Source organism: Edaphobacter lichenicola (assembly GCF_014201315.1).
Lineage (GTDB): Bacteria > Acidobacteriota > Terriglobia > Terriglobales > Acidobacteriaceae > Edaphobacter > Edaphobacter lichenicola_B.
In genome coordinates, this window is the sequence record NZ_JACHDY010000001.1 from 1,141,363 (window position 1) to 1,161,368 (window position 20,006).

At 60.0% G+C, this 20,006-nt stretch carries 20 protein-coding genes and 1 pseudogene; 12 read left to right on the forward strand and 9 right to left on the reverse strand.

Annotation, left to right across the window (positions count from 1 at the left end; translation table 11 throughout):
- Positions 1–99 precede the first annotated feature (99 nt).
- From HDF09_RS04820 to HDF09_RS04835, 4 genes are all read right to left on the reverse strand, one after another.
- On the reverse strand, positions 100–1,104 hold the full coding sequence (locus tag HDF09_RS04820; RefSeq protein WP_183762201.1) for a cupredoxin domain-containing protein: 1,005 nt from the start codon (positions 1,102–1,104) through the stop codon (positions 100–102).
- A 210-nt stretch (positions 1,105–1,314) separates the two neighbouring features.
- Positions 1,315–1,893 carry a hypothetical protein gene (locus tag HDF09_RS04825; RefSeq protein WP_183762204.1) on the reverse strand — a complete coding sequence of 193 codons (579 nt, stop codon included), beginning with the start codon at positions 1,891–1,893 and terminating at the stop codon, positions 1,315–1,317.
- Complete coding sequence (locus HDF09_RS04830; RefSeq protein WP_183762207.1) at positions 1,890–3,839, reverse strand: sensor histidine kinase; 1,950 nt, start codon at positions 3,837–3,839, stop codon at positions 1,890–1,892. The genes HDF09_RS04825 and HDF09_RS04830 overlap by 4 nt, the downstream gene beginning before the upstream one ends.
- A 2-nt stretch (positions 3,840–3,841) precedes the next feature.
- Positions 3,842–5,344, reverse strand: coding sequence for a sigma-54-dependent transcriptional regulator (locus HDF09_RS04835; RefSeq protein WP_406704155.1), 1,503 nt, complete (start codon positions 5,342–5,344; stop codon positions 3,842–3,844).
- Positions 5,345–5,527: 183 nt separating this feature from the next.
- On the opposite strand from HDF09_RS04835, the gene HDF09_RS04840 reads away from it, so the two are divergent.
- Positions 5,528–5,854 (forward strand): rhodanese-like domain-containing protein, encoded by a 327-nt coding sequence (locus HDF09_RS04840; RefSeq protein ID WP_183762210.1) that lies wholly within the window; start codon positions 5,528–5,530, stop codon positions 5,852–5,854.
- Between the two features lie 32 nt (positions 5,855–5,886).
- A complete protein-coding gene (locus HDF09_RS04845) occupies positions 5,887–6,573 on the forward strand; it encodes a hypothetical protein (RefSeq protein WP_183762213.1) in 687 nt (228 codons plus the stop codon).
- Positions 6,574–6,970: 397 nt separating this feature from the next.
- Here HDF09_RS04845 and HDF09_RS04850 read toward each other — a convergent pair whose 3' ends face one another.
- Positions 6,971–7,615 carry a hypothetical protein gene (locus tag HDF09_RS04850; RefSeq protein ID WP_221269995.1) on the reverse strand — a complete coding sequence of 215 codons (645 nt, stop codon included), beginning with the start codon at positions 7,613–7,615 and terminating at the stop codon, positions 6,971–6,973.
- Between the two features lie 270 nt (positions 7,616–7,885).
- Here HDF09_RS04850 and HDF09_RS04855 point away from each other — a divergent pair, with 270 nt between their 5' ends.
- Complete coding sequence (locus HDF09_RS04855) at positions 7,886–8,563, forward strand: class I SAM-dependent methyltransferase (protein ID WP_183762221.1); 678 nt, start codon at positions 7,886–7,888, stop codon at positions 8,561–8,563.
- Between the two features lie 326 nt (positions 8,564–8,889).
- Here HDF09_RS04855 and HDF09_RS04860 read toward each other — a convergent pair whose 3' ends face one another.
- Together HDF09_RS04860 and HDF09_RS04865 are read right to left on the reverse strand one after the other, a co-directional pair.
- On the reverse strand, positions 8,890–9,939 hold the full coding sequence (locus HDF09_RS04860; RefSeq protein ID WP_183762226.1) for a tyrosine-type recombinase/integrase: 1,050 nt from the start codon (positions 9,937–9,939) through the stop codon (positions 8,890–8,892).
- Positions 9,940–10,224: 285 nt separating this feature from the next.
- Positions 10,225–11,208: a tyrosine recombinase gene (locus HDF09_RS04865; RefSeq protein ID WP_183762241.1), complete on the reverse strand. Its 984-nt coding sequence runs from the start codon at positions 11,206–11,208 to the stop codon at positions 10,225–10,227.
- Between the two features lie 338 nt (positions 11,209–11,546).
- On the opposite strand from HDF09_RS04865, the gene HDF09_RS04870 reads away from it, so the two are divergent.
- The 8 genes from HDF09_RS04870 to HDF09_RS04905 all read left to right on the forward strand — a co-directional run bounded on the left by HDF09_RS04870 (position 11,547) and on the right by HDF09_RS04905 (position 17,683).
- A complete protein-coding gene (locus HDF09_RS04870; protein WP_183762244.1) occupies positions 11,547–12,833 on the forward strand; it encodes a POTRA domain-containing protein in 1,287 nt (428 codons plus the stop codon).
- A 259-nt stretch (positions 12,834–13,092) separates the two neighbouring features.
- Positions 13,093–14,487 carry a signal recognition particle protein gene (gene ffh, locus HDF09_RS04875; protein ID WP_183762247.1) on the forward strand — a complete coding sequence of 465 codons (1,395 nt, stop codon included), beginning with the start codon at positions 13,093–13,095 and terminating at the stop codon, positions 14,485–14,487.
- 12 nt (positions 14,488–14,499) lie between these two features.
- A complete protein-coding gene (locus HDF09_RS04880) occupies positions 14,500–15,273 on the forward strand; it encodes a DUF3800 domain-containing protein (RefSeq protein ID WP_183763388.1) in 774 nt (257 codons plus the stop codon).
- A 142-nt stretch (positions 15,274–15,415) separates the two neighbouring features.
- On the forward strand, positions 15,416–15,706 hold the full coding sequence (locus tag HDF09_RS04885) for a type II toxin-antitoxin system Phd/YefM family antitoxin (RefSeq protein ID WP_183762250.1): 291 nt from the start codon (positions 15,416–15,418) through the stop codon (positions 15,704–15,706).
- Positions 15,690–16,013 (forward strand): type II toxin-antitoxin system RelE/ParE family toxin, encoded by a 324-nt coding sequence (locus HDF09_RS04890; protein ID WP_183762254.1) that lies wholly within the window; start codon positions 15,690–15,692, stop codon positions 16,011–16,013. The genes HDF09_RS04885 and HDF09_RS04890 overlap by 17 nt, the downstream gene beginning before the upstream one ends.
- A gap of 311 nt (positions 16,014–16,324) precedes the next feature.
- Positions 16,325–16,537 carry a cupin domain-containing protein gene (locus tag HDF09_RS04895; RefSeq protein WP_183762256.1) on the forward strand — a complete coding sequence of 71 codons (213 nt, stop codon included), beginning with the start codon at positions 16,325–16,327 and terminating at the stop codon, positions 16,535–16,537.
- A 492-nt stretch (positions 16,538–17,029) separates the two neighbouring features.
- A complete protein-coding gene (locus HDF09_RS04900; RefSeq protein WP_123488522.1) occupies positions 17,030–17,173 on the forward strand; it encodes a DUF3309 family protein in 144 nt (47 codons plus the stop codon).
- A gap of 123 nt (positions 17,174–17,296) precedes the next feature.
- Entirely contained in the window at positions 17,297–17,683 is a 387-nt protein-coding gene (locus HDF09_RS04905) for a Fur family transcriptional regulator (RefSeq protein ID WP_183762259.1), read from the forward strand.
- A gap of 6 nt (positions 17,684–17,689) precedes the next feature.
- Here HDF09_RS04905 and HDF09_RS04910 read toward each other — a convergent pair whose 3' ends face one another.
- Positions 17,690–19,207, reverse strand: coding sequence for a helicase HerA-like C-terminal domain-containing protein (locus tag HDF09_RS04910; protein ID WP_183762261.1), 1,518 nt, complete (start codon positions 19,205–19,207; stop codon positions 17,690–17,692).
- A gap of 17 nt (positions 19,208–19,224) precedes the next feature.
- Positions 19,225–19,788, reverse strand: a complete 564-nt coding sequence (locus tag HDF09_RS04915) for a GNAT family N-acetyltransferase (RefSeq protein ID WP_311718852.1) — start codon at positions 19,786–19,788, stop codon at positions 19,225–19,227.
- A 76-nt stretch (positions 19,789–19,864) separates the two neighbouring features.
- Here HDF09_RS04915 and HDF09_RS21250 point away from each other — a divergent pair.
- Positions 19,865–19,969: pseudogene (locus HDF09_RS21250) on the forward strand (NAD-dependent epimerase/dehydratase family protein); the annotation flags it as partial.
- Between the last annotated feature and the right edge of the window lie 37 nt (positions 19,970–20,006).

Genomic DNA, 20,006 nt, shown 5'->3' on the forward strand with positions numbered 1-20,006 from the left:
AAGTCGGCGATAAAATCCGTCAGCGAGTCAGCAAGCAGTTGCCCACCGCAAGAACTCCGCTGACTTGCTGACTCGCCAACCAGCTTTTCCGCCGACTCGCTAGTAGGGCAGGACAATCACCTTGCCAATCATGCCAAGATTGTCATGCAGCGCGCATATGTAGTTGTACGTTCCCGCCTCCGTGAAGGTAATGCGAAAACGCGTATTGCCCGGAGGTGACTGCGGCACGCCAACCTGGTTCTCCGGCGACGCGACAATAAAGCCCGAATGCACGTTGTCCCCCTGCGAATTGATCGTCGCATGCAACACTCCATCCGCATCCGGGATCAACGGCACATTGCCGGAAGGAGGCCCGGGATTCGGCGGCTCCTTTCCGAACGTGATCGTATGCGGCAAAGCCGGGTCTAAATTGGTCCACTCGATCGTGTCTCCCTTACGGACCTCAATGGTTCCCTTCAGAAAACGCACAACCGAAAGCGACTCAAATCCAGCGCCGGTCACCGTCATCTCTCCAATGCCGGCGGTCACGCTGTTCTTGTTTGCGAGCACGTGCGCCGAGAGCATGTCATCCATGTCCCGCTGCTTGTCGGTATCGGTGAGCAGACTCTTCCGCTGGTCCGCTGCCTTCGCGTCATAAAAGGCCTGATCGTGCGGAAGAGCCGCCGACGCCGGGAGGACGTGTATGACTCCGGTCATGTGCGGGTGGACCAGACAGACAAGGCTATAGTTGCCGGGTTTAGGGAAGTTCACGGTAAAACTTTGCCCCGTCACCAACGGAGGCGTGCTCACGCACTTAGTGCCATCGAAACTCGTGCCACTGGGCGAGTATCCAGGACAACCCACCATGAAATTGGTATACGCCTGACCGGCTATCAGGAATGACACGGTATGAATCTCGCCGGTCCCAGAGGTCCAGGTGATGTTGTCGCCCTCGTGGATCCAGAGCTCGTTGGGAAGAAAGGCGATAGCCTGTTTGCCCATATCTTTATTTTGACCGCCAAGCACTGCCTTCCAGTTCTGCTGGGCAGATACGCTACCTGGGATACAAACTGCTAGCGCCGTCAGCGCCACCAGCGAGAGACACACCGAGATTCTCGATTTCATGATCGCCTCTTGAACTATAGATTTTGTGGGAGCAGGCCCCGAGCCCGGCCAGAATTATAATCCGCGTCGCAGTTGTGTCAACTTCGTCTTTGTTCGAAGCACCGCGACCACGCCATCGCTCAAGACGCGCCAGCTCGCAACCTTTTGACAGCGGCGAGATCGCGAAACGGCGATCCCCAACAAATCCGCTAGTGGAACAACGACTAACCCCTACTTCTCCAGATCATCCAGCAGCAGCTTAGCCTTCGTCGCCAGCGTCTTCGCCCCCTCAGCATCGCCGGACTTCAACGCATCCTGAGCATCCTTCCAGAAGTTCCGCACCTTACTCACCTGGGCCTTCTGCTCTTCCACCTTCTGCGCCGGCAGCGCATTCAACCTCTTGTCGATCGAAGCGATAAGATCCTCCGCCTCCTGTTTCGTCTGCGGATTCGTCTCTCCCCCCGCCGTCAAAGCACCCACCGCAGCATCGGGCGACGGAGCAGCAGCGGCACTGGCCACCTGTGTCTCCGCTGGCGGTGGTTCAACCGGTGCGACAACCTTAGGCGTCTTCTTCCTCTTCTTCGGCTTCCCTGCCTCGGTCGACACCGGCACCACCGGCAGCTTTACCGGCGGCTCCTCCACCATCGGCAGATCATCCGGCTCCGGAATATCCTCAAGCGCTACCGGAGCCATCACTGGCGGCAGCGGCGCGAGCTGCGGCTTATGCCGGCATCCCGCCATCCCCATCGCCAAACCAAACCAGAGAGTCGTCCATGCGATCTTTTGCGTAATGTTGCCCGTACCCTTCAAACCCGTTCCCCTAGCTCTTTCTGAAATGCTCCCGCGGCCTTCCTGCTCTCGCCGCCAACTCCCGCCGCAGCCGGCAGCCGAAACGTAAAGGTCGTCCCACGCTCGACCGAACCCGGGTCGGCATTGGATCGAACCTCCATCGCTCCGCCATGCAGCTGCAAAATCCTGTACGTCATCGCCAGCCCGATTCCGCTGCCCTTTGGTTTGGTGGTGAAGTACAGTTCGAAGATACGCGGTAATAGCTCCGGAGGTATACCCTCTCCTTCGTCAATTACTTCAACCACCGCCAGCTGGTGGTCCCGCCGCATCCGTACCACCATCGCCCCGCCCTCGGGCATAGCCTGCATACCGTTCAGCAAAAGGTTCAGCAGCGCCTGCTGCATCAGCTGCGCATCCACCCTCACCATCAACGGATCCTTCGGAGCATCCACCACCACCCTCACCCGACTCTCCTGCATCTCGGCCGAGGTCAGCTCCATCACAACCGCAACCACCTGCCGCAGGTCATGCTCCCGCAGATGCAGTTCCATGGGTCGCGAAAAGTCTGCCAGCGTCTGCACCACTCTGTCCAGCCGCTGCATCTCGCCCGCCAGAATCTCCACATGCCGTTGCGCCCCGCCAAACGCCTCGGCCCCTCCGGGCGCCAGCTTCCCGCGCAGCAGCTCCAGGTGCAACACCATCGCGTTGATCGGGTTCTTTACCTCATGCCCCACCCCGGCCGTCAGCCTCCCAATCGCCGCCAGCCTCCTCGCGACCTCCAGCTCCTGCCCTAGCTGCGCCACCGACTCCATATCCCGCAGCGTCAACAGCGTCGCCACACTCCCCACCCCGCTCAACCGATCGTCGATCCGGTCCAGCGAGAATTGCACCTGCCGCCCGTCCTCCAGCGTCACCGCCTGCGCACTCACCTGGCCGCCCTCGGCGAACGCCTCCAACACCGCCTCTCCGAGCACGCTATCCGGAGCAAAGATCTCTTCCAGCCGCATGCCAACCAGCTTCTCGTGATCTTCGTTCAACGGCGCTCCCAGAAAATAAGCCACCGCATCCGACACCATCACCGCCCGTCGATCCGCCGTAAACAGCAGAACGCCATCTCGCAGCGTATCCAGCATCTGGTTCAGATTCGCCTGCAGCGCAGTATACCCGGCCTCCTGCGTGCGCATCTGTTCTCCCAACCGGTCCAGCGTCCTGGTCACCCGCACCACCGCGTCATTCCTTACTCCGCTGTCCAGCAACCTCTCCGGAATCGCGCCTCCCGTCAGCGTCAAGCTCTCCAGCCGCGCACTGATCGCCTCCAGTGGTCGCAACGCCACATTCGCCAGCAGCCCAGCCGACAACATCGCCGCCAGCGCCGCCAGCGCCGCAAAGATCAGCGCATCCAGTAACCACGGCTCATAGGCGTTCTTCAAAAACGTCGACCGCACCCCAACATGCACCACCAGAAACGGAGCCCCATTCCGCTCCAGCGACTGCGAGATATCCAGCACCCGCGGCTTGCCGAACACCACCCTCATCTGCCGCGAGATCGGCCCGTTCTGCACACTCGCCAAACTGAATCGGAACACCGCCGGCTGATCCACAGAATCCGGGTCCGTACTCAATAACGTCAACCCATGCGCATCCGTCACGCTCACGTCCTGCACAGTAGGCGAGTAGCGCACGATCGTATTCATCACCTGGGTCAGAGCCGTCTGACTCCTCAGCGCATCCACCACCGCCGCATGCAGCGCCTCGTCGCTCCGGTCCACCGGCGGATTCGCCCGCAGCCCCGTCTCGACCGCCTTCCGCATCTCCAGCCAGACCTCGTGCACCAGCACATCATTCGCCGCTGCCGTCTGCTCGATCCTCTGCCGCAGCAGTTCGCTCACGAACAATGCCGAAAGCACCAGCACGATCGCAAACGTCAACCCCGTTGCCGCGAGAACCAGCTTCGTCTTCAGCCGCATCGTTACTCCGTTACAGCAGCGTTCGAATATTCCTTCAGCTTATTCTGCAACGTCTTCGAACTGATCCCCAGGATCTCCGCGGCCTTGGTCTTGTTGTTGTGCGTCGCCACCAGTGTCTTCAGAATCAGCTGCCGTTCTGCCTCATCCACCGTCGTCCCCACCTCCACCCGCACCGAGTTCGACTCATCCAATCGCCTCTGACCATCCTCAAATTGAGCCGCATGCGCAGCCGCAGCCGCAACAGCAGCCTCCACGCCACCCACCCGATTAGGAGGAGGCGCAAACCCCGGCTCCCCAAAGTGCGGCGGCAGATGTTCAATCCCCAGCATCCCCGACCCCGCCAGAATCACCGCCCGCTCAATCGTGTTCCGCAGCTCCCGCACATTGCCCGGCCACTTGTAACTCTCCAGCCGCGTCATCAACGAGTCCTTCAGCCCCGCCACCGTGCAGTGGTGCCGCTCATTCATATCGTCGATCATCTTCTCCGCAATCGCCGAAACATCCATCAGGTGATCCCGCAGCGGAGGCATCTGGATATTAAAAACATTCAGCCGATAGTAAAGATCCCCGCGCAGCTCCCCACTCGCCACCGCCTTCTCCGGATCTTTATTCGTCGCAGCCACCACCCGCACATCCACCGGCGTCTCAATCTTGCTGCCCAGCCTGCGCAGCTTCCGATCCTCCAGCACCCGCAGCAGCTTCGCCTGCGTCGCCATCGGCATCTCGCCAATCTCATCGAGCAGCAGCGTCCCCTCCTCCGCCAGCTCAAAGCATCCAGCCCGCCGCTCCAGCGCCCCGGTAAACGCGCCCTTCTCATGCCCGAAGATCTCGCTCTCAATCAGCGTCTCCGGAATCGCCGCGCAGTTCACCGCCACAAATGGCTTCAGCCTGCGCGCACTCAGGTCATGCAGCGCCCGCGCCACCAGCTCTTTTCCCGTCCCGCTCTCGCCCGTCACCAGCACCGACACATTCGACGGAGCAATCCTCTCGATCATCGAAAAGATATCCACCATCTGCGGCGACGACCCCACCATCGGCCCCAGCACGCCCGTGTCTCTCAGCTGCCGCCCCGTAGCCTCCAGCTCTGCATCCGCCTCCCGCTGCCGGCTCGCATTATGCAGAATCGTCTTCAGCCGAACCGGATCTACCGGCTTCGGAATATAGTCGTACGCCCCCATCCGCATCGCATCCACGGCCGACTCGATCGACCCCTGCGCCGTCAGCATCACCACCGCAATCCTCTGCGGCAGTTCGCCAATCCGGTTCAGCAGCTCCATCCCATCCATCCGCGGCATCTTCAGGTCCGTCACAATAATCGCGGGAGCCCACGCCACCGCCTTCTCCAGACCCTCCATCCCATCGGCCGCACACTCAGCCCTGTAGCCCCAGCTCTCAATCAACTCCGTAAGGCCACTCCGTGCGTGGACCTCGTCTTCAACAATCAGCACTTTCTCCAATACACTCTCCAAACCAAAACCATTCGTCGAACCCAAGACAGTCTCCAAGGCAGTCTCCAAGGCGGTCAGCGTCCGCAATTAAATTCGTGAGCTTCCACAGGATGCACCCTGCTCAACCGCATCCCCAGCCCGGCACGCTCCGCGGAACCGCCAGAATTAACCCAATCCTCATCGAAGCCCCCCTGGCGGGACCCTGTGCCTGATGCCATCTCTAAGGATATCCTTGAAATCATGCTAGAGCCCGAAATTACCGCAGAAGCCTTCTCCGCCCTCCGCCAGCAGCCCAACGCCCCTCTCCTATTGGACGTCCGCGAGCCCTGGGAGTTCGAGACCGCCCAGCTCCCCGGCTCCACCCTCATCCCCATGGGCGATATCCCCTCCCGAGCCCACACCGAACTCGACCCCGACGCCCCCATCGTCGTCCTCTGCCATCACGGAGCCCGCTCCCTCAGCGTTACGATGTGGTTGCGTAATCAAGGCTTCGAGCACGTCCAGTCCCTGGCCGGAGGCATCGACGCCTGGTCCCGCTCCATAGACCCCACCATCCCCCGCTACTGATCGAGCGTCGCAAACCGGCTGGAGGCCTCGAATTGAACAGACTTCTCCCCGTAATTCTCCTTCTATCAGGCACGCTTCCCATCTTCGCGCAGAGCAGCAGTTCGAGCCTCCCGCCCAACTACCAGACCATCCTCACCAACGACACCTTCAACGTAATCCGCGTCCACTACGGCCCACACGAGAAGGTCCCCGTCCACGACCACCCCGCCACCTCCACCGTCTACGTCTACCTCAACAACTCCGGCCCCGTAAACATCATCCACGAGAACCCACCCCAAACCATCACCCGCCCGCCCACCCACCTCGGAGCCTTCCGCATCAGCCGAGGCCTCCTCGAGCATCACTCCATAGAAAACCTAAGCGACCTCCCCTCAGACTTCCTCCGCGTTGAACTCCCCCACCTCAACCTCGGCAACACCCCCGACTTCCGCGACCCCGCCCCCACCGACCTCACCCACAACCTCACCTCCACCGAGTTCTCCGTCCCCGGCCTCTCGGTCCTCAGAGTCCTCTGCGCCACCCCCACCCCATGCCCCGTCCCGCCCTCGTCAGCCCCCTCCGTCGTGGTAGCCCTCTCCGGCACGTCCATACTCCACAACGGCCAACCCACAAAGATCGGACCAGGCACCGTAGTCGCCATCGCTCCCAACCAGCCCTTCCAGATCGCCCCAGCCACCCCCTCCGAGCCAGCCCACGTCCTGCTCATCTCAAGCCACTGACCCATCACCGACGGGCGCCCCACCGAAGCACGGGTGCCCCATTCATGCAGTCTCATCGCATGAGTGGGCATTCGCGCCACGCGCGAACCGCCTTCCCTCACGCGCCACGAATCTCAGGGTGCCCCATCCATCGCAGTCTCACCGCGATGGGTGGGAATGTAAAATTTTGCCTCGCCTGCCTTGAAAACCCAAGCCACCCACACGCACGCGATCGTCAAATCGCTAAACCGGGTGCCCCATCTTCGCGACAGTCTCATCGTCGCTTAGGTGGGCATTCGCGCCACGCGCGAACCGCTCTCCTCTAACCTAGCGAAACTGTCAGATTCGTCCAAGGACTAAACCACGCACAGAGAGCCCATTCCAAGTAAACTCGTAACCCTTACATCAAAGAAAAAACTCACCTCTGCGGCTGGGGCTGAGCAGGAGTCTGATCCGGCTCGGCGTTCCCCTCAGGAGACGCAGGCTCCTCCGGCTCAGCCTCCTGCATCGGCGCAGTCGGATTATCCTGAATCCTCTGGCCAGGCACTCCCGGCAGCGGCTGATTGATCGGAGCCTCCGGAGCCTCCTGAATCCGCGGCTCATCCTGCTGAGCCTGCCGAATCTTCGCGCTCCGCTCGACCACCCCATTCAGCTCCTGTTGCTGCCGCTGGGAGGCCGCCTGCTGCCGTTGCAACAGACTCGCATCCCGCTGCCTCTGCGCCTCGGCCAGCGCGTCCAGGTCAACCACCGGCTGCACAACCGGCACCACAACAGGCGCAGCCGCCCGCCGCACCGGGTGATGCGTCCCCTTATCGGCGACCAACGGCTCAGGCGGCGGATCGTCCGGGAAGTCCGGCGGCGCAGGCCGAGGCACCGTCCGCACCACAGGCTGCTCCGGAGCCGGAGCCTGCTTCTTCTTGCATCCCTGCCCCACGATCAAGGCCAACCCCACCGCCGCCAACCCCGCACCCTTCGCCAACCGTGCCAGCATCCCGTACCTCGCCCTCATTGGATGCAGCCGCCCCTCCCGCCGCACCTTCCTCCGGCAGATTCCTCCAGCCAAATGCCTCTCTGCGGTTGTTGTGCCATTCCTCTCGACGCCCGCAAAAATCTCACCGTTTCCGAGAGATTCCCGAGAGATCAAACCAACTCCTCTGCCGAACAACCGCTCCGCAAGAGACTCCGTCAAGCCAAAAAGAGTCAACACTTAGCAGTGCTCTCTTCAACATGAAAAAACGTTGAAACTTCCAACCCATTTCCACGCCCTATAATCCAATTGCAAGTACGCTTTCACCAACGAATCCTCCCAACTCCCAGGAAGACCGGTAAGCCAATGCTTGAAAACATTAAAGCCTTTCTAAAGAACGTCCCTGTGCTCGGCCACGGTCTCCTTCAACTTCGCCGCGCGCAGTTCCGCAACTCGGTCGACTACTGGGATCAACGCTACCGCAAGGGTGGCGACTCGGGCGCAGGCAGCTACAACCGGCTAGCCGAGTTCAAGGCCAACTTCCTCAACACCTTCGTCGAGCAGCACCACGTCTCCTCCGTCATCGAGCACGGCTGCGGCGACGGTGCCCAGCTCCAACTCGCCCGCTATCCCGCCTACACCGGCGTCGACATCTCCCCCAAAGCCGTCGAGATATGTCGCACCCTCTTCGCCGGCGATCCCACCAAACGTTTCTTCGAAGCCAGCCTCCTCCCCGCCGCCATCAAGGCCGACCTCGCCCTCTCACTCGACGTCATCTACCACCTCGTCGAGGACCACGTCTTCCACGCCTACATGCAAGAACTCTTCGCCTCCGCCAGCCGCTTTGTCGTCGTCTACTCCAGCAACATGACCCAGGACTGGCCCTACAAGCACGTCCACCACCGCACCTTCACCGACTGGGTGGCCAAAAATCAACCGCGCTGGTTTCTCCAGTCCAGAACCCCCAACGACTACCCCTACGACCCCGCCAACCCCGACGAGACCTCCTTCGCCGACTTCTACGTCTTCGCCGCCACCAGCTAGCAAGCACCCAAACAAAATCCAGACACGAATCCAGACACGAATCCAGACACGAAAAAAATCTCAAAACTCTGTCACTTTTTCCCCCACCCCAAACAACACCATCAACCCACCACGAACTCACCACAAACCACCACATCCGCCCCATCAAAAAACCACGTTCAAAACACCATTTTCCGCAAAACCCCCAGCAAAAACCCCCACACCCACAAAATTAAAAACTCCCAGCCATCCAGCGCCAGCGAATCAATTCTGTGACGAAGGAGTGGCAGTCGGACGCGGAGGAAGAAGCACAACACGTCGTCGAAGATCATTCGAGGACAAAAATCTCACTTCGCCCGAGGATGCGTCTCGTCATACACCTTCTGCACCTGACCCACCGTCAGCTGCGTATACCTCTGCGTCGTCGACAGCCGCTCATGCCCCAGCATCTCCTGAATCGCCCGCAGATCCGCACCCTCCTCCAGCATGTGCGTCCCAAACGCATGCCGCAGCGTATGCGGATGCACATCCGCCGCCAGCCCCCGGCTCAACGCAATCGCCTTCACAATCCGCCCCACACTCCGCGTCGTCAGCCTGCAATCCCCACGCATTCGCAGGTTCATCATCAGCGGCCCCTCATGCACCAGCGCGCCCTTGCCCGCCGCCACCAGCTTCGCCTCCCGCAGCGGCAGATACGCCCGCAGAGCCACCGCAGCCTCATCCCCCAGAGGCACCAGCCGCTCCTTCCGGCCCTTGCCGCGCACCAGCACCGCATCATCCCGCCACTTCACGCTGCCCATATTCAAACCCACCAGCTCCGAGTTACGAATCCCGCACCCATACAGCAACTCGAAGATCACACGATCCCGCTCCGGCCACGCCGAAGCATCTCCCTCCTCCGAATCGCCACGACCCTCCGGGTGCCCCATCCTTCGCGCACTTTGCGAAGGGTGGGAGACGATCCCGCCCATCCCGCCAGCCCTCTTCTCGGTCGAACCATCCAGCGAGTTCAAAACCCGATTCACCTCTTCCATACTCGGCACCCGCGGCAGATGCTTCGGCAGCTTCGGCGTGCTCACCAGCAGCGCCGGATTCTGCGCCACCTTCCCCTCCTTCGCCAGCCACTTGAACCAGCTCCTCACCGCCGCCAGCGCCCGCGCCGCACTCGCCTTCGTCAACCCCCGCTCATACAACGCTCCCAGGTAAGCGCGAATATGCAGATGCTCCACCGCACTCACCTTCGCACCCTTCCCCAAAGTCTCCTTCAGATAAGCCGCAAAGCTCCGCACCTCGCGCGCATAAGCCCGCACCGTATGCTCCGACGCTCCACGCTCATCCGCGAGCATCGCCAGAAACCCTTCGGCCAATCCCTCAATCTCGCCAGCCTTATCCCGCATTTCGCCTCTGCCTTAGCCTCTGTCTTTGTCGTTGGCTTTGTCGTTGTCTTTTGTCGTTGTCTTTGCTGTTGTCGTTGCTGTTGTCGTTGCCGTTGTCGTTGTCGTTGCCGTTGCCGTCATCCTGAGCGGAGCGAAGGATCCCGAAGACCTCCCTCGCCCCAACATCCCCGAACCTTTCAGCCTCAATCCTTCAAACCACCGCCGGGTGCCGGGTGCCCCATATCTCGATTTTGAGATGTGGGCATCGTGCGCAGCACGACCGTTCCCACCCCTCTACGGCTAACCTCAACCCGCACCCACCCGCCGCTTCCCCCGCGGATGATGCTCCCGATGCACCTTCTTCAAATGCCCCAGCGCCACATGCGTATAAACCTGCGTCGTGGCAATATCGGCATGCCCCAGCAAAGTCTGCACACTCCTAAGATCCGCACCATGCTCCACCATATGCGTCGCACAGCTATGCCGCAGCATATGCGGACTAGCCTTACTCCCCGTCCCCGAAGCCGACCGCACCATCTCCCAAATCCACTGCCGCGTCAGCTGATTTCCCCGCACACTCAAAAACAGCGCCCGCTGCACCGGATAACTAGTCCGCTGCACCGCATGACCAGCCCGCTCCAACCCACTCCGCACCAACCCCGGCCGTCCCACCACCAGATACCTCTCCAAAGCCTCCACCGCCGACCGCCCCAGTGGCACAATCCTCTCCTTATCGCCCTTCCCTCGTACCTGCGCCCGCGCCTGGTCCAGATGCAGATCCTCCACCCGCAGCGCACAGATCTCCCCTACCCTCAATCCACCCGCATACAGCAGCTCCAAAATCGCATGATCCCGCAGCGCCAGCCCATCCGCTCCGTCACTCCGGGCAGCAACCCCGGTCCGCTCCAGCATCTCCGCCACCTCGCCCTCGGCCAGCGACTTCGGCAGCACCTTCCAGCTCGCAGGAGTCGCCACATTCACCGTCGGGTCATGCGCAATCCGTTTATCCATCAGCAGCCAGCGATAAAACCCACGCAGACAACTCAGCTTGCGCGCAATCGACCGCGACTCCACCGCATGCCCCCGCAGCCTCTCCATAAACCCGCTCACATCCGCCTGAGTCGCCCCCACCAGCAACCCATTTCTTCGCTCGACATGCTCCGCAAACTGCTCCATGTCCCGTTGGTACGCCTCACAGCTAGCCGGCCGAAGGCCCTTTTCCACCCGCAGATACGCCACAAACTCCCGCACCGTTCGCGCATTCCCGTCGGCCTGACCAATCTCGTGCATAGAAGTCGATTATCCCGCTCCGCAAACCTCCGTGCCTGCCGACTCGCAACCCGAACCAACCTAACTACGCACCAAGCCCGTCACTTGCGTCCTGCCGGACGAGCCTCCTGCGCGGAGGGCGGTCACTTCGTGACGTGTATACCGGTCGTGGCAGCATCATCTGCAACGGTCCTCCCGTTGGTCGGCGCAATCTCTCCTCCGACCAACGGGAGGACCACGCGAAGCAGTAAAAAGGCGTGCGAACGCCCGCCCCACGCGCAGTGGGCCCGTCCGGCAGGACAAGCTTCCCTAAAAAAGTCTCTTCTCTCCCATCGCGGCATGGGGTATCTTCCATTCAAATGCGTTCTACCACTTTCAGGCCCGCTCTCCTCGCTCTCTGCCTCTCCGTCCCCACCCTCCAACTCCCCGCCCAGTCCTTCCTATTGCCCCCAATCACCTTCACCGGCGCGCCGGCCTTCTCTCAGGCCGAACTCCTCAAAGTCAGCGGCCTGCAGCCAGGCGCCACCGCCACCCAGGCAGACGTTCAATCCGCCGCCCAGCACCTCAGCGACACCGGCCTCTTCACCGACATCCGCTTCGAGTCCAACGCCACCGGCCTGGTCTACGATCTCAAGCCGATGCCGCCAGAAAATCTCCTCCCCGCCACCTTCACCAACTTCGTCTGGTGGTCTCCCGCCGAACTCACCTCCGCCCTCAAGGCCCGTGTCCCCCTCTACACCGGAGTCGTCCCCACCGCAGGCAACCTCCAGGACAGCATCTCCTCCGCCCTCAAAGCGATGGTCGCCGAAAAAGGAGTCACCGCCAACGTCGTAGCCATCGCCCACAGCGACCAGCCCGGCGCCACCCCATCTTCCATAGCGTTTGCAATCGAGTCCCCCGCAGTCCGCGTCCATTCGCTGACCCTGGTTCACGCCTCTCCGTCCATGCAGGAAAAACTCGACAAAGTCATCAAAGAGCAGACCGGACAACCCTTCACCAGCGACATCACCCGTCCCGCCATCACCACCGCACTCACCTCGGCCTACCACAACGAGGGCTACCTCGACATGGCCGTCCTCAATCTCACCCAAGCCCCACCCCAGGTCACCCCCACCGGCGTCGATCTCGACTTCACCGCCACGCTCAAAGAAGGCCAGCCCTACCAGCTCTTCGAGCTCACCTGGCCCGGCTCCGATATCATCAGCACCGCCGACTTCAACAAACAAGTCAAGATGAAGGCCGGAGACATGGCCTCCGAAGCAGCCCTCCGCCAAAGCCTCGCCATCATCGCCGGCGCGTACTTCGCTAAAGGCTTCGAGGACGCCAAGGTCAAAGCCCCCGCCACCTTCGACCACATCAGCCACCGCGTCTCCTACAACATCACCGTCGACCCCGGCCCCCAATATCACATCCACAGCATCAAAGCCCTCGGCCTCTCCACCGAGCAGCAGAAGCAGTTCGACTCCGCCTGGCATATGAACCCCGGCGACTTCTACGACACCACCTACCTCACCGGGTTCCTCCACAACAACAGCGCCATCCAGTCGCTCGCCGGCTACTCCGCCACCTACAACGCCATCGCCGACCCCAACACCCACCTCGTCGATCTCACCATCACCTTCGCCAAGGGCGGCGTCCTCAACTAGAGCCCACTTCGTGGGGTGTATACCGGCTTCGCCCCGAGCCTTCCGATGGTCGGCAGAGAATTTCATCGCGACCAACGGGAGCGCCAACCGAAGGAGTATACAAGTCACGAAGTGACCGCACCGCGCGTAGCGGACCCGGCCGGTAGGCCATTCTCTTCACCAAAAAAAGAACTTCCCACCAGAGAATATGTCGACACGCCGTAGTCGATCAGCCCGCGCTCACCATCCGCCCCCGCTTCCCTGTAAACTTGAAGCAGTCATGTTTGAAAACCTAAGCGACAAACTCCAGCGTTCCTTCAAGACCCTCCGCGGCCAGGGCACCATCTCCGACGAGAACATCTCCGACGCCATCCGCGAGATCCGCCTCGCCCTCCTCGAGTCCGACGTCAACCTCACCGTCGTCAACGAGCTCGTCGAGCACATCCGCACCCGCGCCATCGGCGAAAAGGTCGCCACCGCCCTCAGCCCCTCCGAGCAGATCGTCAAAATCGTTCACGACGAGCTGGTCAACCTCCTCGGCCGCGACACCGCCCGCTTCCAAAAAAGCTCCCAGCCGCCGAGCGTCATCCTCATGGCCGGCCTGCAAGGCTCAGGAAAAACCACCACCAGCGGCAAGCTAGCTCAGTGGCTCAAAAAAGCCGGCCACCGCCCCATGCTCGTCTCGGTCGACGTCTACCGTCCCGCCGCCCGCGAGCAGCTCGCCATCGTAGCCCGCTCCATCTCCGCCCAGCTCTACGAGGGCAAGCTCACCGACTCCGATATCGCAAAACCCGGCACCGAAGCCGTCCTCCGCCTGGCGCGCGAAGCGCGCAAAGACGCCGCAAACTTCGGCTGCGACATGCTCATCGTCGACACCGCCGGCCGCAACCAGATCGACGCCGCATTGATGCAGGAGATGGCCGAGCTCAAAAAGCTCCTCAACCCCTCCGAGATCCTCTTCGTCGCCGACGCCATGACCGGCCAGGACGCCGTCAACTCCGCCAAGGCCTTCAACGATCTCCTCACCATCACCGGCGCCATCCTCACCAAGATGGACGGCGACGCACGAGGCGGCGCTGCCCTCTCCATCCGCCACGTGACGGGAGCGCCGATAAAGTTTTTGGGAACTGGAGAAAAGCCCGACGCCTTCGAGCCCTTCCACCCCGACCGCATCGTCTCCCGCATCATGGGCCACGGCGACATCGCCACCCTGCTCGAGCGCGCCGAATCCACCCTCGACCGCGGCAAGGCCGAGCAGTTCGCCAAGAAAGCCCTCTCCGGCGACGGCTTCACCCTCGATGACTTCCGCGACCAGCTCCGTCAGATCAAAAAGATGGGCTCCATGAAATCGATCTTAAAAATGTTGCCCTCCGTCGGCCCCTTCGCGGGCATGCAACAAGCAGTAGAAAACGTAGACGAAGGCCAGTTCACCCGCGTCGAATCCATCATCAACTCGATGACGCAAAAAGAGCGCCTCGACCACGAGATCATCAACGGCAACCGCCGCAAGCGCATCGCCAAAGGCTCAGGCACCACAGTCCAGGACGTCAACAACCTCCTCCGCCAATATGCCCAGATGCGCAAGATGTTCAAGTCCATGGGCGGTGGCGGCGGCATCAAAGCCCAGCAACGCATGATGAGCCAAATGCAAGGCCGCCAAAAATTCGGACGGTAATAAGGAGTCTCCATCGCACTAAGAGTTTACTTAGATGGAAGCGGAACCTTAGCGGATGACTACATCACTCTCGCTGCATTTGCGGCAGAGGATAATCTGTGGTCAGAATTCGACAACCAATGGTTACAAATGCTTTCGACTCATTTACCAGCCGCTTCATACATACATATGAAGGAGCTGGCGCACCAGCAGAAAGCTTTCGGAAAAGAACTCGGTTGGGACGACAAATCTGCTTTTGGCCTTGCAATCAAGTGCTTGATGTACATGCAGACCTTGGATAAAAAACGGTTTCGAATGTTCTACTGTGCGGTCGATCTCAAAGCATGGAGACGACTAAAGGCGCTGACATTTGATCTGGTTGATCCGATCGATATTTGCAACACCTGTGTGCCAGAACTAGTTCTTGATTGGTACGCCAAAACTTACCCGTCGTTGACACGTCCTGGAATCGATGTTTTCAAATACTATTTTGATCGCGGCGAGCTGTTCTTGGAAGCCTTCAAGCGGAAATGGATTGCGGAGAGAGATAGACCACATAGCAATTCAGAGCTAAACCTCTGGAGCCTCGTGGAATCTGTAAATGAGACTGACATGAGGCTAGCGCCTGGGATTCAAGCGGCAGACATGCTTGCTTGGTCTCACAATCGTGAGACTAGAAGTCCTGGATCTAAGGGCAACCACTTGTGTCACTTGATGAGAACCGTCATTCCATCACTGCATATCATTTGGGATGAGGCAAAGCTACGTCAGACTTGCCGGCCGCTCATCTACTTACCTCCATTCTAAAAAAGGTGGCCGGTGGCGGGTGGCCCATACATCGGGTGCCCCATTCATGCGGTGTCATAGCATGAGTGGGCATTCGCGCTAAGCGCGAACCGTTCTTTAAATCAAACGGTACGATAAAATACCTCTAAGACGGAGGCCACACATGATCGACATCACCAAAGACATCCAGCCCCTAACCACCTTCCGCAACAACTCCGTCAAGATGATGCAGCGCCTCAAGAAGACCCGACGCCCCATCATTCTCACCGTCAACGGAAAACCCGAAGCCGTCGTCCAGGACGCCTCCGCCTACCAGCGCCTCCTCGACCTCGCCGCCGCAGCCGATGCCAGCGAAGGCATCCGTCAGGGAATGGAAGAGATGCGCCAGGGCAAAGGCCGTCCAGCCACAGAGTTCTTCGAGGAGATGCGCCAGAAACATGGCATACCTCGTTAGAACCATGCCCCGCGCCGAACGGGATTTAGAGGCAATCTTTCTTTACATTCAAGCCGAGAGCACGCCGCCAGCTGACAAGTGGTTCAGAGGACTTGTCGAAGCCCTCGAAAGTCTCGCTCACCATTCCCAGCGTAATCCCATCATCGCCGAAGACCGTACCCTGCGCCATCTCCTCTACGGCAACAAACCGCACATCTACCGCGTCATCTACTCGATCGACGTCTCTAACGCGGAGGTGAACGTAGTTCATGTCCGTCACCGCGCCCGTAATACTTTCGAGCCGTTTGATAGCGATCAGCAAACCTGAATACGGCAGGTGGCCCACACGTGACATAGCGCCGATACCGCGGGTGCCCCATTCATGCAGTCTCATCGCATGAGTGGGCATTCGCGCGAAGGCGCGAACCGTCTCACCCCGAGTGCTACACTCATCGCCAAAAGGAGACATCCATGAAGTCCCTCACCTGAGCCGCGCTGCTCGTCGTTGCTTCGCTCAGCACCTCTGCCGTCATCTCGCAGGTCGCAAACAAAGCGGCCCAGACCCAGCGAACCCCGCAATTCGAAAACGAAGATGTAAAAGTCTGGAAGACAGTAGTCTTTCCCAACCAGCCCCTCGCCATGCACCACCACGATCATCCCCGCGTCATCATCGCCCTCACCGGCGGCACCATGAACATCGTCGAGCCCTCCGGCGCAAGCGAGACCCACGTATGGGAGACAGGCAAAGCCTACTGGCTCCCCGCCATGGCTCCCAACACCCTCCACTCCGACATCAACGCCGGAGACAAGCCAATGGAGGTCATGGTCGTCGAGCTCGAAAAGGAAAAATAGCCGGCAACAAGAGGAGACCATCTTTCATCCATCCAAACTTGGGAAAACAGCCCATAAATCGCATGTCAAGCCCCATACACGCGAAAACCCGCTCCAGACGCGGCTTTTCACGTGGCGTATCCCCCGCTTCAAACAGTTATCCTGTTAACAGGGGTCGTAGAAGTGGCAGCGATGAAGTTGCGCCTAAGTGGGCGAGGTAGGTATTTGGCGCGACAGAATCTCCTGTAACTCATTCAAAACAAGTATTTTACACACAACCAATTTCGTTTGAATACTTTACAGACATAACACCCCTGTAACCATATGCAAACAAACAACTTCCGTACAAGATACCCTAGGGGGAGGGGGAGGGGGAGGGGGACCACCACTCCAAACCCACCCGAAGACAATCGGGATGAGAAGGGGATATGAGAGAAATTGTTATTGCGTCTGTAACAAGATCTGCATCACACCTCCATCGGGCGAAAATTCGCCGAATGGAGAAAACTAAAGATGCTTATCCTTCTGCTCATTCTGATTCTGGTGTTCGGCTTTGGCGGCTATCGCATGGGACCTGGCCTCGGCTACTACGGTGGCGGCGGTATCAGCCTCATCCTGCTCATCGTTCTCATCCTGCTTCTACTGAAAGTGATCTAGCCGGGCAGGCTCATTCCGCGCAGCCTCAAGCTACGAATGGGCCAACCCAGCCTCCGCGCTCTGCCCCTCTAGTTGAGACTATCTTCGCAACACGCTAGGATAAGACGCTAGCGAAGCCTGCTCATGCCATCCACCATCCAGACCCGCAACACCCGCCAGAAAGACGCCATCCGCGCCGCCTTCCTCGAGGCCAATCGCCCCCTCTCCCCGGACGAAGCCCTCGCTCTCGCCCAGAAAGATGTCGACGCCCTCAGCATCGCCACCGTCTACCGCAACATCGGCAGCCTGGTCGACGACAAGTGGCTAACACCAGTCGACGTCCCCGGCCACTCCACCCGCTACGAGGTAGCCGGCAAGGCCCACCACCACCACTTCCAGTGCAACACCTGCGGCACAGTTCATGAACTCGAGGGCTGCGAGATGCAGTCCAGACCGAAGCTCCCCCGCGGCTTCAAGTACTCCAGCCACGAGTTCTTCGTCTACGGCACCTGCTCCTCCTGCGCCAAATAGCCGCCCTTACCTCTTCGATCCACCCAGCAACGATCCCAGTACCCCGCGGATCAGCTGTCTCCCCACCGTGCTCCCCATCGTCCGCGCCGCGCTCTTCACCGCAGCCTGCAGCACCGTATCCCCGCGCCGCGAACTCCCCTGCCCCAGTACCCCGCCCAGCGCAGTCCCCGCCGCCTCCAGACTCCCCATCCAACCCGAGCCCGAACTCGCCGGTGCGCCCGCTGGACCAGCAGCCCCACCCCCCGACACCACAGCCTTCCCCTTCAGCCGCTCATACGCCGACTCCCGATCCACCACCGTCTCATACACCCCCGCCACCACCGAATTTTTAATAATCGCCGCTCTCTGCTCCGGAGTAATCGGCCCAATCTGGCTGTGCGGAGGGCACACCATCGCACGCTCCACAATCCCAGGAATCCCCTTCTCATCCAGAAACGAGATCAGCGCCTCCCCCATGCCCATCTCCGTAATCACCGTCTCCACATTCAACTTCGGATTCGCCCGAAACGTCTGCGCCGCCGCCTTCACCGCCTTCTGATCCCGTGGCGAAAACGCGCGCAGCGCATGCTGAACACGATTCCCCAACTGACTAAGCACCGTATCCGGCACATCGACAGGATTCTGCGTCACGAAGAACACCCCAACCCCCTTCGACCGAATCAACCGCACCACCTGCTCGATGCGATTCTGCAAAACCGAAGGCAGATCGTTGAACAGAAGATGAGCCTCATCGAAGAAGAACACCAGCTTCGGCTTCTCCTGATCTCCAACCTCCGGCAGCTTCTCAAACAGCTCACTCATCAGCCAAAGCAGAAACGTCGCGTACAGTTGTGGCGACTGCAACAATTGATCCGCCGCCAGAATATTCACCACGCCCTTGCCACTCGAATCCACCTGCAGCAGATCATCGATATTCAACGCCGGCTCGCCGAAGAAAAGATCTCCTCCCTGCTGCTCCAGCGCCACCAACCCACGCTGAATCGCGCCGATACTCGCCGCCGAAATATTTCCATACTGCGTCTGATACTCCTTCGCAGCTTCACCGACATGCTGCAGCATCGCCTGCATATCTTTCATGTCCAGCAACAGCAACCCACTGTCATCGGCAATCTTGAAGACAAGAGTCAGCACGCCCGTCTGCGTATCGTTCAGATTCAGAATCCTGCTCAACAGCAGCGGCCCCATCTCACTGACGGTAGCTCTCACAGGATGTCCCTGCTTGCCGAAGACATCCCAGAACACCACGGGACACCCCGCAAAGCTCCACTCCCCCAGACCCATTGCCGCAACCCGCACATCGAACTTTGGCGAACTCTTCCCCGCTTGCGAGATTCCCGACAGGTCTCCCTTCACATCCGCCGCAAACACTGGCACCCCAATCGAACTCAATGCCTCCGCCATCACCTGCAGCGTAACCGTCTTGCCCGTACCTGTGGCCCCCGCCACCAGACCATGTCGATTCGTCATTCCCGGCAACAAGTAAAGTTCATCCGTGCCCTTCGCAATCATCGGCATCTCAATCATCGGTTCACTCCCAACTCTCAATCTGCCTGAAGACTACACGGCGTCGTGCCAACATCAAAGCCATGCCGCTTCACCATCCGCACCACCTCAATCGCCTCCCCACTGCCAACCGGAACCTGCCTCCGTTCCACCTCTCGATATCCCCGTCGCGCATACAGGGACACACCGGTCAAGGTACTGCCCATCTCAAACTGGGTGAAACCTTCCGCCACCGCCGCCTCCTCAGCAGCCGCAAGAATCAGCCCCCCCAACCCCTTCCGCGCATAATCAGGATGCACAAAGATCGCCCGAATCTTCGCCGCATCCACCACCGGATTCAACCTCTCCGGAGCAATCTTCTCCACCTGATGGTCGCCTCCATACAGCGTCTTCCGGAAGCTCCATCCACCACACCCTGCAACCTTACCGCCTTCAGCAATCGCGACAAAGTAAGTACCATCCGCAATCAACTGGCTGTCCACCGTAAACACCGTCGCCAGCGCGCCCTCCCTCTGCACCGCGGAATAATCCTCCACTTGCAGTCCGCGCACCGAAGCCTTGATTAGCTCGCGAATCGCCGCCACATCCTCCGCTGTAGCCACTCTCAATTGAAATCGCATCGTCAGCCAAGTATAAAAGCCCAGAACTAACCTTGGTCATGCACCGGAACGACACTTTGTGAAATTTCTAGTCACGGGAAGTTCAGGTCACCTGGGTGAGGCTCTGGTTCGAACTTTGCATAGTTTGAATCACGAGGTGGTGGGACTCGATATTTTGGAATCTCCCTTTACGACTCACATCGGCTCGATATCGGAGCGGT